The following is a 13,300-nucleotide window of genomic DNA, read 5'->3' as shown; positions in this document are numbered from 1 at the left end:
CTACCGTCCTGCGTCGCACGGCCCTACCAACGTTTTGCGAAATCGATATGCGGGCACACGTAGCGCAACGGCCGCTCGTCGCACAGCGGGCGTTGCGTAAAAACATCGCGCGCCGGGCCACCTGTATTGCGCACATCGAACGATTTCGTCGATCGATATGACAGCGCCCGCGCGTATCCGGCGCTCGACGTTCACCGTTCGCGCGATACGTTCGCCGCAGCATGGGTACCGGACGCGATCGCGGCGCACATGCAGGGCTTGCGGCAGCACACATTGCAAATCGGCCGCGCAGCGATTTACAAACCACGGATCGACCGTTCGCCGGCACGATCGTCGTCAATAGCATCGTGATCCTCACAGAGGTACCCATAAAAACAGAGGATAGTCATGATCAAAAAAACGGTAGTCCTGGGTTTGGTTTCGATCGGTTCGGTCAGCGCACATGCGCAGAGTTCGGTCACGTTGTACGGCGTCGTCGATGCCGGTTTCGCTTATACGAACAACCAGGGTGGCGCGAGCAACATCCAGCAGACGAGCGGCAAACTGAGCGGCAGCCGCTGGGGCCTGAAAGGCGTGGAAGATCTCGGCGGCGGCCTGCAGGCGGTCTTCACGCTCGAAAGCGGGTTCCGGCCGAGCGACGGCGGGCTTGGCCAGGGCGGCCGCCTGTTCGGCCGCTCGGCGTACGTGGGCCTCGCCAGCAAGGGGCTCGGCACGCTGACCTTCGGCCGCCAGTACGAGCCGATCACCGACCTCGTCGCGCCGTACTCGGGGTCAGGCTTCTGGTCGCCGGCCACGCACGTGGGCGACAACGACAACATGAACCAGAGCTTCCGGCTGAACAACGCGGTGAAGTTCCGCAGCGATACGATCGCCGGTTTCACGGCCGACCTGCTCTATGCGTTCAGCAACCAGGCCAACGGTGGCGCGGGCACCGGGTTCTCGAACAACAACGCATGGGGCGCGTCGGCGAACTACGTGAACGGCCCGTTGTCGGTGGGCGCGGGCTACGTTCGCATCAATCATCCGAATTCGACGTCGAATACGAGCGGCGCAGTGGGCGGCGCGACCTCCACCACCGGCAACGACTACAGCGGCGCATTCTTCTACGGGCTGAACGGCGGCGTACTCAAGCAGCAGATCGGCGTGGCAGGCGCGAATTACACGCTCGGCCGTGCGACGCTCGGCTTCGCGTGGAGCCATACACAACTCGACTATCTCGACGGCTCGTCCCGCAAGTTCAACAACTACGACGTGAACGCGCGTTACCAGATCACGCCGGCGGCCACATTGATCGGCGTCTACACGTTCACCGACGGGCGCGCGAGCGGCCTGCCGGGCACCGGCGGCCAGACGCTGAAACCGCGCTGGCACCAGTTCACGCTCGGTTTCGACTATGCGTTGTCGAAGCGCACCGATCTCTACCTGTCCGGCATCTATCAACTCGCGGCCGGCGATCCGAGCACGGCAACCGCGGGCGGCTATCGCTCGATTGCGGCGATCTCGAACATCGGCAGCGCGTCGTCGACGAACCGCCAGGTCGCGTTCGTCAGCGGGCTGCGCGTGAAGTTCTGACGGTGCACGCATCGGGCGCGGCGCAGCGTGGTGCGATAAGCAAAGCGGGAATCGTTGTTTGTCGCGCCAGGCCCGGTTGCCGAGAATGGGCGTTTTCCCGCGTGCGATACACGTCCGATCGTGACCGACTCCCGCTTTGGTCCCCGCGCGCCGCGCAGCAGCCGGCACGCGGCTCTGCGCCAGTTCGGCAACGGATGGGTCGCCACGATGTCGCCTGCCGGCGGCACGCTAGAGAGGCAGCCTCTCAACCCGCGTTATCTACTTGACGTGCGGCTGCGGAAACGCGCACCGGGCGCGCCGTTGCTGTCACCGCCCTGCTGCGTACCGGGGCCGCACGAACGCGATGTGATCCACTGCAGCGCCAGCCGCCATCGCGCGGTGCGTGCCCAACCTGCAAGGAAGCCCTCATGAGCGACACCGCCCTCGCCACCCCGGTCGCACCATCGCCATTCGTCGATGTTCGCTCGCCGGCGGACTTCCCCAACAGCCCCGTGTCGCGCGTCCTTGCGCAGCCGCTGATGCTCGGGCTGTTTCTGCCGATCCAGGCCGGCGGCTGGAGCGCGTCGACGCTGCCGCGCACGACGGACTGGACGTTCGACTACAACGCCGACCTGGTCGCACGCGCGGAGGCGCTCGGTTTCGATCTCGTGTTCGCGTTGTCGCAGTGGCTGCCGAAAGGCGGCTACGGCGGCGTGTTCGACGGCCACGCGCTCGACTCGTTCATGACGCTGGCCGCGCTGACCGCGCGCACCGAACGGATCATCCTCGTCGCGACGAGCCACGTGCTCTACGGGCCGTGGCATCCGCTGCATTTCGCGAAATTCACCGCGACGCTCGATCACATCTCGCGCGGGCGCTGGGGCATCAACGTCGTGACCGGCCACCGCGCCGTCGAGCACGAGATGTTCGGCTGGAACCGGATCGAACACGACCGGCGCTACGAAATGGCCGCCGAGTTCCTCGATGCAGTTCAGCAGTTGTGGGCGCAACCGGACAATTTCAGCTACACGCCGGAACTGTCGAGCTGGCGGCTGGGCGGCGCTTTCGTGACGCCGAAGCCCCGCTACGGCCGCCCGCTGCTGATCAACGCGACAGGCTCCGATGCGGGCATCGATTTCGCCGCGCGCTATTCGGACATCGTGTTCGTCACGAGCCCGGCCGGCACGGATGCCGAACAGGCGATCGATGCGCTGCCCGCGCATACCGCACGTGTGAAGGCCGCCGCCGCGGCGCGCGGCCGGGCGATCCGCACGCTGCTCAACCCGCTCGTGATCTGCCGCGAGACAGCGACCGAAGCGCGTGCCTACCGCGACGCGATCGTCGCGCATGCGGACGAAGGCAGCTTCCACCGTTTCGACAGCGACGCGCATGCGTGGCGAGGTGGCATCGAGCAACGCTCGCAGGCCGACTCACGCGCGATCGGCGGCAATATCTCGATCACCGGCTCGCCGGAAGAAGTCGCCGATACCATCGTGCGACTGCACCGCGCCGGCATCGACGGCATCCAGTTGAGCTTCTACGACTTCAAGCCCGATCTCGACTTCTTCGGCGAGCGTGTGCTGCCGCTACTGCGCGACGCCGGCCTGCGGCGCTGACGTCGGGCCGTGGATGCGCCGTCGCGCGTCGTCACGCTGATACCCGCCGGACCGGCACGGCCGCGTCAGAACACGCGGCCTTCGGTCAGGTGCGTCGTCACGCCGTTCAGCTCGTAGTCGCCGATCACGCGCGCCTTGTGCAGCAGCGGGTTGTGACTGAAGATCGTGCGCAGGTTGCGCCAGTGCCGGTCGAAGTTGTGTTCGCGCGCCGTCGCGGACGCGCCGCCAACTTCGAACAGCCGCTCCGCCGCATGCAGCGCAAGCTTGCTGACGATGAGCTGGGTACGTGCCGTTGCGAGCGCGCTGTCGAGCACAAGGGCATGCGCATCGGCGTCGCCGGCTTCGATCGCGTCGGCGGAACGGTCGAGCGCCCGTGCGTTCTCACGCACGAGCCCGTCGATCGCGTGGCTGTGCGCGGACAGCTCGCCGACGACCTGCTGGATGAAATGATCGTCGCGCGCGGTCGGCGCCGGGCTGTGCAGCACCGGGCGGCCGTGCGCGAGCACGTAGCGGCGCGCATCGGCAACCACGTTGCGCACGATGCCTGCGCCCGTCGCGACGAGATGCAGCTGCCGCAGCGCGCCGCAATGGCGGCCGACGAGCGTCGAGCCGTCGCGCGCGGCGACTTCATCCGCGAACGCCTGCACGTCGTTCAGCAACAGGCTGCCGCTCGCGGTCATGCGCTGGCCCATGCCGTCCCAGTCGTCGAGCACCTGCACGCCGTCCCGCGCGACCGGAATGATCACGGCGACCGCGTCGCCCTGCTCGTTCTCCACGTTGATGCGCGCGAAATCGGCAAACGCTGTGCCGGTCGAATAATATTTGCGGCCCGTCAAGCGATAGTGATCGCCGTCCCGGCGCAGCACGGTGGTGTTCTCACCGGGACGCGACGTGCCGCGCTCGGTCGACGCGCCGCCGAAGATCGCGCCGGCCAGCGCGCGCTCGAGCTGCACGTCGTTGAACGGCGTGCGCGGCGACAGCCGCAGCGTCTCGATCTGGTCGTAGTGGATCCGCAGCGCGTGCGCGAGATTCGAATCGGCGGCAGCCAGCGTCGCGATCGTGTCGAACAGATCGACCAGCGTGCCGCCGAGGCCGCCGCGCTCTGCCGGAATCCGCAGCACGCCCAGTGTCGAGCGACGGAAGATCGAGAAACCCTCGAATGGCAGTTCGCGACGCGCCTCGCGTTGCGCGGCATCCTGCCCAATCGCATTCGCGAGATCGGGCAGCGCGGCAAGCGCGTCGCGCAACGCGTCGCGCGGATCGACGGCATCACGGGCAGTCATTCGGCAAGTCCTTGTTTGAGAAGATCGGGCGCTGCGTCGCGCGATCGCGGCATATGCGAATCGCTGCCTGCGGAGCCTCGCAAAGTATAGGGACGCGCGCGTAGCGCGTGAAAAACCGATTTCAGCTTTTGTTATGCGTATGCAGGGAATGGTCGCGCACTATCGCACCCTTGCAGGATGCCTCGGCGCTGCACAGCCGCGCGTGTCCAACATGAACCCGGTCGATCGCCGCCGTCACGATGCGGGCGGCAACCTGCGACCCTCGGTGAATCCGGATTCGGGTCAAGCCCGATCGCGCGGCCCCCGGGATAAGCGGCCGCGCGGGGACCCGCACCGGCCGCATGCCCCTGTCGCTGCCGCTGGCCGTGCATGCCGCCATGAGCGCTTAGACGTCAACGGCGCACCGCGAAGGCATCGATCCCGGTCAGCGCCGCGGACCACGCCCACAGACGGGCCGCCTCCTCCGGATCGATCGCATGCGGCCGCACGCCCGATTCCTCGTTTCCCTGCGTGACAACCGCGATGTCGCAATCCTCGCAATAGACACCACCGATCCCGGCAAGACGCGGCGACGTTGCCGCCCAGACCTGGGTTGCCGCACCCTGGGCAGGCGTCTTGAAGGTCGGATCGATTGGCAGGCCGTGCTCGTCCACCCAGCCCTGCGCCATCATCTCTTCGCGTGTCAGATGGCGCTGCAGTGGTGTCGCGATCTTGCCCGGATGCAGCGAATAGGCGCGCACGCCATACGGGGCACCGAGCGCATCGAGCTGTACCGCGAACAGCGCGTTGGCGGTCTTCGACTGCCCGTACGCCAGCCATTTGTCGTAGCCGTGCGCAAACTGGGCGTCATCCCAGCGAATCGGTGACAGCCGGTGCCCGAGCGACGACACCGCGACCACGCGGGCGCCGTCGCCCTGCGCGAGCACCGGCCACAGTCCGTTGACGAGCGCGTAATGGCCAAGATGATTGACGGCCATCTGCGCTTCCAGCCCATCGCCGACACGCGTCTCCGGGCACGCCATGACGCCCGCGCTGTTGATGACGATGTCCACGTCGCGGCGCGCCTCGACGAACCGCGCCGCGAATGCGGCCACGCTCGCGAGATCGGCGAGGTCGAGCGCCGCGATCTCCACACCGGCGATGCCGCGCGTTGCTTCGCGTGCAGCATCGGCATTCCGTGCGCCGACGATGACGGTCGCGCCAGCCTGAGCCAGCGCGCGCGTCGTTTCCAGGCCGAGACCCGAATGGCCGCCCGTGACGATCGCGGTCTTGCCGTCAAGGTCGAGATCGACCAGTACGTCGTTTGCCGTCGATGCGGCGCCGAATCCGGAATGAAGGGGGTGTTGCCTGCTCGTCATTGAAGGCTCCTGGAACGATGCGTGAAGCGCGCGCCCGCCTGTCGGCCGCGTCACTGCACGAAATCATTCTCCGGCGATACCCCCGGACTGTGAATGCAATAGAATCCGGTTTTTCGTCGAGATCGTCCGGAGCTTGAGCGTGGATCCGCTATCGGAAGTGCTGGCGCTGCTGGAAACGCGCGATTCGTATTTCACCGGCCTGAGAGCAGGCGGCGAGTGGGCGGTGGCCATTCCACCGCCCGAGGGAATCAAGTTCAATGCGGTTGTCGAAGGAAGTTGCTGGCTGACCGTCGACGGCGCCGGACCGCCGATCCAGCTGCGCACGGGCGACTGCTTCCTGCTCGCATCGCCGCGGGCATTTGCGCTGGCGAGCGATCCATCGGTTCCGCAGGTGCCTGCCGCCGACGTGTACCGGAACGTCGAACGCGGTATCGCGCACTATGGCGAACCGGTGAATTGCTTCCTGATCGGTGGCCGCTTCTCGTACGAGGAAGGCATGCCGCTGCTGCTGGGCAGCCTGCCGCCCGTGGTCATCGTCAGCGGCGACTCCGAGCAGGCGGCGGTGTTGCGCTGGGCGCTGCAGCGGCTCGCACATGAATTCGGCAAGCCGTCGCCGGGCGCGTCGTTGATGGTTCGACATCTCGGTCACATGATGCTGGTCGAGATCCTGCGGCGTTATGTGGACGACGGCGCGAACAGCGACGTCGGCTGGCTTGCCGGGTTCGCGGATGCCCGGGTCAGCACGGCACTCGTCGCCATTCATGCGGAGCCCGCGCGACGCTGGACGGTCGACGAACTCGCGACCTGCTGCCACGTATCGCGTTCGACGTTCGCGCTGCATTTCAAGCGGCGGCTGGGATTCGGGCCGCTCGAGTACGTGCTGCGCTGGCGCGTGCAGCTCGCGATGCGGGAGCTACGACGCTCGAACGCGTCGATATCGGCGATCGCGCAGAGGCTGGGCTACGACTCGGATAGCGCGTTCGGACACGCGTTCAAGCGCATCGTGGGGTGTTCTCCCCGCGCGTATCGCCATGATTTCGCGAGCGAGTCGGGCGATTAACGGACCGTTGAAAACCCTGTCGGTCGGATACATGTCCGATCCAGCGTTTCGCGTCGAACAGTCGGAAATTTATGGATTGTTTGTCGCAGCGGCTTTCGTGAAGCATCACGACAACATCGGATCGAGAATCGATCGATATTGGAAGCGCGAGCAGACCGTTGGTCAACGGTCTGCTCGGAACGGATGTGCCGTCTAATGGAAAAATGGGCGGCCCTCGGAATAAGGCGCAATTAGAACAAAATTCCGTGCCGCCGATAACTGTCAACATTGACAGGGATTATTCCAATTCGAATGGCTACCGAGTCGACGACAGCACCGCTTCGCCGATCCTTTCCGTTTGGAGACGGGAGAAGGATCGCTTACGCGTGACGCCATTTTGCCCATGTGGGCAGTTCGCGCTCGGTGGCCGGATCATCCAGACGGATCCAGCTATAAGACGTGCCGGGCCATTCCGGAACGGGTAGCGGGGCCGCGCAGCGAATGTCCGCGAGGCCCGGCCGATAGGCCTGGGATGGCCAGAATAGCGGCATGATGCGGCGCGCTTCCATGCCTTGGCGCAATTCGGCCGGTCCGCCCGCGTCGGACACGATATCGCAGTGGAACGACCAGTCCTCTTCGTTCCAGGCGAGCAATACACTTGGCGCGCCGGCGGCATCGAACATCAGCACCGCGTCCTGATTGGGGCGCCAGTAGTATTCGACGATGCCTTCCCGCGCGGCCACCTCATCGATCAGTTTGACGACCCGTGGATCCCGGTAGGTCGCCCCCGCCTCATGCAGGCTGATGTGCCCGCGGGCCGCGCAGCACTTGCGTTTCGCGGTGTCCAGCGCGGTTGCCAGCTTGCGCGCCATCTCGACGTCGGTTTTCTTCAGATAGCAATCGATCAGTCCCGCGTTGAACGCGGCCACCGCCTCGCGCTCGTCGGCGACGCCGGTGAGCAGGATTTTCGTGCAGTTCGCGTTGCGGATGGAGGTCAGAAACTGGATGCCGTCGACCTCCGGCATCGAATAGTCTACGACCACCGCGCCCACCGCCTCGAATCGGGCGGGATCGGCGAGTGCATCCTCGCCGATCGCATTCCCGCCGGTTTTCTCCGCACCGAAATAGTCCGCAGCCAGGGGCGGCACCTCCGTGTCACGCGACGACACGAAGTCGAGCGCCGCCTGGGGGTGCGTAAAAAAGCGGTTCAGGCGTTCGTCCGGAAATGCGCCCCGCAGCGCCTGCAGGAAATCCGGATTGTCGTCGACAAATACCACGGACACGGGAAAAAGCACCGGCTGCCTAACGAAGGGTTGCATAAGAGTCTCGATAAATCAGCAGAAGAAGATGCGGTATCGGAGACGAATTACCGCGAATGATTATCGCGGCAATTATCCGGCGAAAGTGGGACGCACATCAACTGTTCCGCATTTGCAAATCCGGAATGTTTCAATCTCGCCGCTCAGCAGAATTGCACGGGGAGAATCGGGCCATTCCTTCTCGTTGAAGGAATGCGCAGCTACCGCCAGTAGCGACTCAAGGAGTTATCCATGTTGACGCGAGACGCGATTCTTCACGTCCTTTCCAACGAAACGGCGCATCAGTCCGAGAAAACCTTCCACCACGTGGTCGACATTTACCTCAAGGATTCCAATGCCTTCATGAATACCTATTTCGCACGCTACTTCGAATGGCAGGGCGTGTGCCGTGAACGCTGGTTCCACGAATGCATCCACAACAACCTGCTGGCGGCTGGCGGGGCGTTCGTGACGAAGCGCGCGCACCAGGAATACGTCCAGGAGACATTTCCGTTCCAACGTGTCGATTGCTTTCTCAACACGTTCGAGGTTCGGCAATGTTCGGCCTATCTGTTGTTTCGCTTCTACGTTGACGGACGCCAGGTGTCGCTGGGGTATCAGCAAATCGTGTTTGCCGGTTCCGACAAGCGGATCCGCCGGTTTCCGCCGGGCATCATCGAGCGGGTCAAGGCGTACGAACTGATCCTGCCGTCCGCCGCGAACTGAACGTGAGACCACCTTACCCGATGCGATAGCGCCGGGGAAGCGCCGGCGGATCGCGCAGTGTGTCGTCCGCCGGCGCACCGGGCTCCGGCAGCCGAATCGTGAATGTGGTCCGGACGCCGGGGGAGGATTCACACGTGATGGTGCCGCCGAGCGCTTCACATACGCGGCGGCAAAAGCTCAAGCCCATGCCGGCGCCGCGACCGTGTGACTTGGTTGAGAAAAAGGCATCGAAGATCTGGGGAAGCACATCGGGGGGGATGCCCGGGCCCGTATCGCTGAAACGCACCACGCAGTAACCGTTGCTGCGATGAGCGTCGATCTCGATCTGCCCACGGCCGCTTGCGTGGATCGCGTACAGGGCGTTTTTCAGCAGATTGAAGATGACGAAGATCACGAGCGAATCGGATCCGAAAAACCGGATGTCCGGATCGATCGTGTCGACCGATACGCGGTCTCGCTCACCCGGACGGAACGGAAAGCGATCCACTGCGGCGTCGACACAGGCCCGTATCGGATAGGCCGCGAAGCTGTGGCGATCGAGTCGGTCCAGCGTAAAGGACGCCAGCGACATCTCGACCACCGTACTCGTGGTGTCGACCTGACGCCGGATCGACGACGCGAGCGTCGATAGCCGCTCCAGCTGTCCAGGATACAAATCGTCGGCGCACAACCGCTGCTCCACCGCCAGCCGATACCCGCGCAACAGCACGGGCAGGACGTTGCGCAGCTCGTCCGCGTGCAGGCCGATCGCCGCCAGCGGCGTGGCCACTTCGTGCGCGACCGTCGCGGCCAGGAGATAAGGGCCCATCAGGCCATAGCGGACGATCGACATCGCGAGAATCCCGAGACTGATCGCGATGAACAGCACCCCCACCGGATAGAACTCGGCGCCGTAGTTCACCGCATAGTCGGTCGCCGCGAGCGAGTAGAGGCCCAGGCTGACGAGACATTGAGTGAGCAACTGCCGGACGTCGCGCGCCCGCCCCTGTCGTCTTGCCTCGATCAGGAGCCAACCGCTGCGGCCGACCAGGCATACCGTCTGCACGACGTGCAGCGGATGCAGTGGGCCCGCCTTGGGATACGGGCCGAAGAAATGCAGGCGGAATCCATCGACGACCGTATTGCTCGTGACCAGCAGCACGGCCAGCAGGACGCAGAGTCCGTAGGACGCGAATATGACCGGCCGCTCGTCCCGACGCGACACGACCTCCGTCACGAAATGATAGAAGGTCGTCGGCAGAAAAAGGATGAACAGATAACCTGCCTTGACCAACACGTTGGCGACGTCCGCGTCGGTCGTCTGGAACAGGAAGGCCCATGTTCCCTGCCAGACGAAGGTAGTCGCGCACATCAAGGCGAACGGGACGGATACCCGCGTGAGCCCCTTGGTGGCCAGCACGTAGAGGCCAAACCCGAGAAACAACGCAGAGACAAACGCGGGCAAGATCGAGTACATATGCGTGAATCCACCATGTTCACTGGTCGCGCACCACTGAACTGTCTTGGCCGGTGCCATTTGCGAGAGTAGCACGCCGCGGCAGGCGAGCGCGCGCGGCGGGTTTGCCCACGGGGCTTCTGCGCATCACGATTGTTGATCGCGCTGTGTCGAGTGCTGGGCAGCGTTGACCAAAATGAACTTGTCGCCGTTTGCGAAGCACGGTTGGCACTTCGCCGGCCCGCATTGGCCGGAAGGTGCGAAATCCTCGTGAATTCATGAAGTTGCACGTCGCGGATTCACATCGTCATTGGCCGTGGTCTTGCGAAGATCCGCGTCAACTCCCCTGCGGTGCCGTTGCAGCGTTGGCGGACTCTGCCGCGCGTCGTGCGAAACCTGATTACATCACGCTGATGATCGCCTTTTAGTTTTTCAGGGCTTTTCAGTAATGTCGTGTTCTGGCTATTTACAGATGTCGTGCTTTTGACTGCCGGCATGCTGGCGGCGGTTCGAACTGCCGGAGCGCATCGTGGGCCAACCCGGACTGATCACCATGAGCATGCGGGAGCTGGATCGTCGGAAGATCGTGGTAGCCGTGATCGAGCCGCTTCTGATGCGTTGGCGAGCCGCCGAGCGACTCGGGATCAGCCGACGGCAGGATGCGCTGCCGGCCGACCGCGCACGAAAGCATCGACCGGTTGCTGGCGGGCCGAAAATCGCGATCTGGCCGTTTTCCGCAGGATGGCGCCGTTGTGTGTCCGGTTCCGGCAATTTTCTGGCGTTCGCCAGCGGACGAAATTGCCCGGTTTATTGACCCGAACGGCAAACGTGTACAGTGGGTGCACTCCCGGAAGGTTCCGCATCGATCGTTTTCTCGCCCCCCGGGCTCCCCACGCATACGCAAAGAAGATCCGCCATGCTGACTGCTTCCTTGCCGATCGAGCCGACCCTGCTTCGGCGATATCGTTATTTCGAATCCGACGACCTCGACGACACGCGCGAACGTATTGCCGCGGTACTGCAGCCGCATCGGCTCACGCCGGGCAGTTCGCGCGGCGGCTATTCCGCGTACATGGATCATGTCCGGATCGACAGCGTCGGATTCGGCACCATCGGCTATGCCGGCACCATGAGCGTCGATGCCGGCGAAATCGAGGATTACTACCTGGCCATCCTCAGTCTCGGCGGCTACGCGGACCTGAACGTCGGCGGCCGGCGCACGATCGCCGGGCCGACCCAGGGCGTGATCGTCGGGCCGGCCACCCGGTTCGGCGGCACGTTTTCACGCGACTGCGAGCAGTTCTTCGTGCGCATCGACAGGCGCGCGATCCTCGCACATACGGGCCACGACCATCTGCAGATCGAGCCCACGCTCGACCTGACGCGGCAGGAACTGCAGCCGTGGCTCGCGCAACTGCGCGTGATGGCGTCCTCGCCGGAGACCGTCGCGCTTGCCCAGCGCGACCGCCGCATCGCGCTCGAATTCGAACGGCTCGTCATCTCGCTGCTGCTCGCCGGCCAGCCGCATCACTGCCAGACGCGGCCCGGCGGGACCGCGCTCGTGCCGCGCACGGTCAAGCGCGCGGAGGCCTACATCGTCGAGCACGCGTGCGAGCCCATCACGCTGGCCGATATCGCGCTGGCGGCCGGCGTGCCGGTACGCACGCTGCTCGACGGCTTCCAGCGCTTCTCGCACGGCAGTCCGATGCAACTCGTGCGCGAGCGGCGTCTCGAACGTGCGCGCGACCAGTTGCTGCATGCGCGCGAGGCTGAGCGTGTCGCGGACGTCGCGCTCGGCTGCGGCTTCGCGAATCTCGGCCGCTTCGCGATCCTGTACCGCGAAACGTTCGGAGAATCGCCGTCGGATACGCTGCGCCGCGCGCGCCGCTCCGCCGGCTGAGCACGAAATTCTGCGCACGCCGGACAGGCGCTGCGCTCGGTGGATATTCGCGGCCGATTCGTCCACATACAGTCGATCCGTCCGAATTCGACGGAGCCGCTGGATGTCCCTGCTCAGAATCCGCGTCGCGCGCATCGAGGCGCTGACGCCCGCAATCCGACGATTGCATCTCGTCGCCTCGAACGGCGCGCCGCTGCCCGGGTTTGACGCCGGTGCGCACATCGGCGTGCACGTGCCGCTCTCCCCTCGCCCGCCACGGCGCGCGTATTCGCTCGTCAACGCCGACGCTGGCGCCGCTTGCGTCGACCACTATGAAATCGCCGTGCTGCGCGAAGCCGCCGGAAGCGGCGGCTCGCAATGGATGCACGCGTGCGTGCCCGGCGACGAATTCGATGTCGATCCGCCCAGAAACGATTTCCCGCTCGCCACGAACGCACAGCGGCATCTGTTGATCGCAGGCGGCATCGGCATCACGCCGATCCTGTCGATGGCGCGCGAACTCACGCGCGCCGGGCGTGCATTCACGTTGCACTACGCCGCGCGCGATGCCGCGTCGATGGCCTATCGGGACGAAGTGGCCGCACTGCCCGATGCGACCTGTTGGTTCGACAACGGCGACCCGGCGCGCGGCATGCCGCTGGCGGACACGATCGGCGCGCCCGAGCCCGGCACGCATCTGTACGTGTGCGGCCCGACGGGACTCATCGAGGCGACGCTCGCCGTGGCCCGGCGTCTCGGCTGGCGCGACGATGCGCTGCACAGCGAGCGTTTTGCGGCGGCCGTCCCGTCGGGCAGCGATGCGCCGTTCGAAGTTCGGCTCGCGACGTCGGGGCGCGTGCTGAACGTGCCGGCCGGCGCGTCGATTCTCGATACGTTGATCGAAGCAGGGCTCGATCCGCTCTACGACTGCCGGCGCGGCGACTGCGGCGTCTGCACGGTCCGGCTGCTCGACGGCGAGCCCGATCATCGCGACATCTGCCTCACCGACGAGGAACACGCAGGCGGTTCGTTCTGCCCGTGCGTGTCGCGCGCGAAAAGCGCGGGCCTCGTCCTCGATCTGTAAGCCCGTCCCTATCGTCCCTCTCCGAGCAAGG

At 65.1% G+C, this 13,300-nt stretch carries 11 protein-coding genes; 7 read left to right on the top strand and 4 right to left on the bottom strand.

What is annotated here, in order from left to right:
* The first annotated feature begins 387 nt into the window (after positions 1-387).
* Positions 388-1,572 carry a porin gene (locus BCEP18194_RS02775; protein WP_011349771.1) on the top strand — a complete coding sequence of 395 codons (1,185 nt, stop codon included), beginning with the start codon at positions 388-390 and terminating at the stop codon, positions 1,570-1,572.
* Between the two features lie 407 nt (positions 1,573-1,979).
* Entirely contained in the window at positions 1,980-3,167 is a 1,188-nt protein-coding gene (locus tag BCEP18194_RS02770; RefSeq protein ID WP_011349770.1) for an LLM class flavin-dependent oxidoreductase, read from the top strand.
* Positions 3,168-3,232: 65 nt separating this feature from the next.
* On the opposite strand, the gene BCEP18194_RS02765 is transcribed toward BCEP18194_RS02770, so the two are convergent.
* Positions 3,233-4,450, bottom strand: a complete 1,218-nt coding sequence (locus BCEP18194_RS02765; protein ID WP_011349769.1) for an acyl-CoA dehydrogenase family protein — start codon at positions 4,448-4,450, stop codon at positions 3,233-3,235.
* 392 nt (positions 4,451-4,842) lie between these two features.
* A complete protein-coding gene (locus BCEP18194_RS02760; RefSeq protein WP_011349768.1) occupies positions 4,843-5,808 on the bottom strand; it encodes an SDR family NAD(P)-dependent oxidoreductase in 966 nt (321 codons plus the stop codon).
* A 139-nt stretch (positions 5,809-5,947) separates the two neighbouring features.
* On the opposite strand from BCEP18194_RS02760, the gene BCEP18194_RS02755 reads away from it, so the two are divergent.
* Positions 5,948-6,868: an AraC family transcriptional regulator gene (locus tag BCEP18194_RS02755; RefSeq protein ID WP_011349767.1), complete on the top strand. Its 921-nt coding sequence runs from the start codon at positions 5,948-5,950 to the stop codon at positions 6,866-6,868.
* A gap of 359 nt (positions 6,869-7,227) precedes the next feature.
* Here BCEP18194_RS02755 and BCEP18194_RS02750 read toward each other — a convergent pair whose 3' ends face one another.
* Positions 7,228-8,166, bottom strand: a complete 939-nt coding sequence (locus BCEP18194_RS02750; protein ID WP_011349766.1) for a response regulator — start codon at positions 8,164-8,166, stop codon at positions 7,228-7,230.
* A gap of 231 nt (positions 8,167-8,397) precedes the next feature.
* On the opposite strand from BCEP18194_RS02750, the gene BCEP18194_RS02745 reads away from it, so the two are divergent.
* The gene (locus BCEP18194_RS02745) at positions 8,398-8,871 is read left to right on the top strand and encodes an acyl-CoA thioesterase (protein ID WP_011349765.1); all 474 of its coding nucleotides are present in this window, start codon (positions 8,398-8,400) and stop codon (positions 8,869-8,871) included.
* 13 nt (positions 8,872-8,884) lie between these two features.
* On the opposite strand, the gene BCEP18194_RS02740 is transcribed toward BCEP18194_RS02745, so the two are convergent.
* Positions 8,885-10,327, bottom strand: a complete 1,443-nt coding sequence (locus tag BCEP18194_RS02740; protein ID WP_011349764.1) for a sensor histidine kinase — start codon at positions 10,325-10,327, stop codon at positions 8,885-8,887.
* 508 nt (positions 10,328-10,835) lie between these two features.
* On the opposite strand from BCEP18194_RS02740, the gene BCEP18194_RS40865 reads away from it, so the two are divergent.
* The 3 genes from BCEP18194_RS40865 (at position 10,836) to BCEP18194_RS02725 (ending at position 13,269) form a co-directional block, all read left to right on the top strand.
* Positions 10,836-11,120: a hypothetical protein gene (locus BCEP18194_RS40865; protein ID WP_157687101.1), complete on the top strand. Its 285-nt coding sequence runs from the start codon at positions 10,836-10,838 to the stop codon at positions 11,118-11,120.
* Between the two features lie 102 nt (positions 11,121-11,222).
* Complete coding sequence (gene andR / locus BCEP18194_RS02730) at positions 11,223-12,206, top strand: anthranilate 1,2-dioxygenase regulatory protein AndR (protein ID WP_011349763.1); 984 nt, start codon at positions 11,223-11,225, stop codon at positions 12,204-12,206.
* 103 nt (positions 12,207-12,309) lie between these two features.
* Positions 12,310-13,269: a PDR/VanB family oxidoreductase gene (locus BCEP18194_RS02725; RefSeq protein WP_011349762.1), complete on the top strand. Its 960-nt coding sequence runs from the start codon at positions 12,310-12,312 to the stop codon at positions 13,267-13,269.
* The last annotated feature ends 31 nt before the right edge of the window (positions 13,270-13,300 follow it).

It is taken from the genome of Burkholderia lata (assembly GCF_000012945.1).
GTDB lineage: Bacteria > Pseudomonadota > Gammaproteobacteria > Burkholderiales > Burkholderiaceae > Burkholderia > Burkholderia lata.
This window is presented reverse-complemented; position numbering and strand designations above follow the sequence as displayed.

Excerpts from the sequence above, each read along its gene's own strand:
- BCEP18194_RS02775 (WP_011349771.1), top strand. The coding sequence starts at position 388 with ATGATCAAAAAAACGGTAGTCCTGGGTTTGGTTTCGATCGGTTCGGTC.
- BCEP18194_RS02770 (WP_011349770.1), top strand. The coding sequence starts at position 1,980 with ATGAGCGACACCGCCCTCGCCACCCCGGTCGCACCATCGCCATTCGTC.
- BCEP18194_RS02765 (WP_011349769.1), bottom strand. The coding sequence starts at position 4,450 with ATGACTGCCCGTGATGCCGTCGATCCGCGCGACGCGTTGCGCGACGCG.
- BCEP18194_RS02760 (WP_011349768.1), bottom strand. The coding sequence starts at position 5,808 with ATGACGAGCAGGCAACACCCCCTTCATTCCGGATTCGGCGCCGCATCG.
- BCEP18194_RS02750 (WP_011349766.1), bottom strand. The coding sequence starts at position 8,166 with ATGCAACCCTTCGTTAGGCAGCCGGTGCTTTTTCCCGTGTCCGTGGTA.
- BCEP18194_RS02745 (WP_011349765.1), top strand. The coding sequence starts at position 8,398 with ATGTTGACGCGAGACGCGATTCTTCACGTCCTTTCCAACGAAACGGCG.
- BCEP18194_RS02740 (WP_011349764.1), bottom strand. The coding sequence starts at position 10,327 with ATGTACTCGATCTTGCCCGCGTTTGTCTCTGCGTTGTTTCTCGGGTTT.
- andR (WP_011349763.1), top strand. The coding sequence starts at position 11,223 with ATGCTGACTGCTTCCTTGCCGATCGAGCCGACCCTGCTTCGGCGATAT.
- BCEP18194_RS02725 (WP_011349762.1), top strand. The coding sequence starts at position 12,310 with ATGTCCCTGCTCAGAATCCGCGTCGCGCGCATCGAGGCGCTGACGCCC.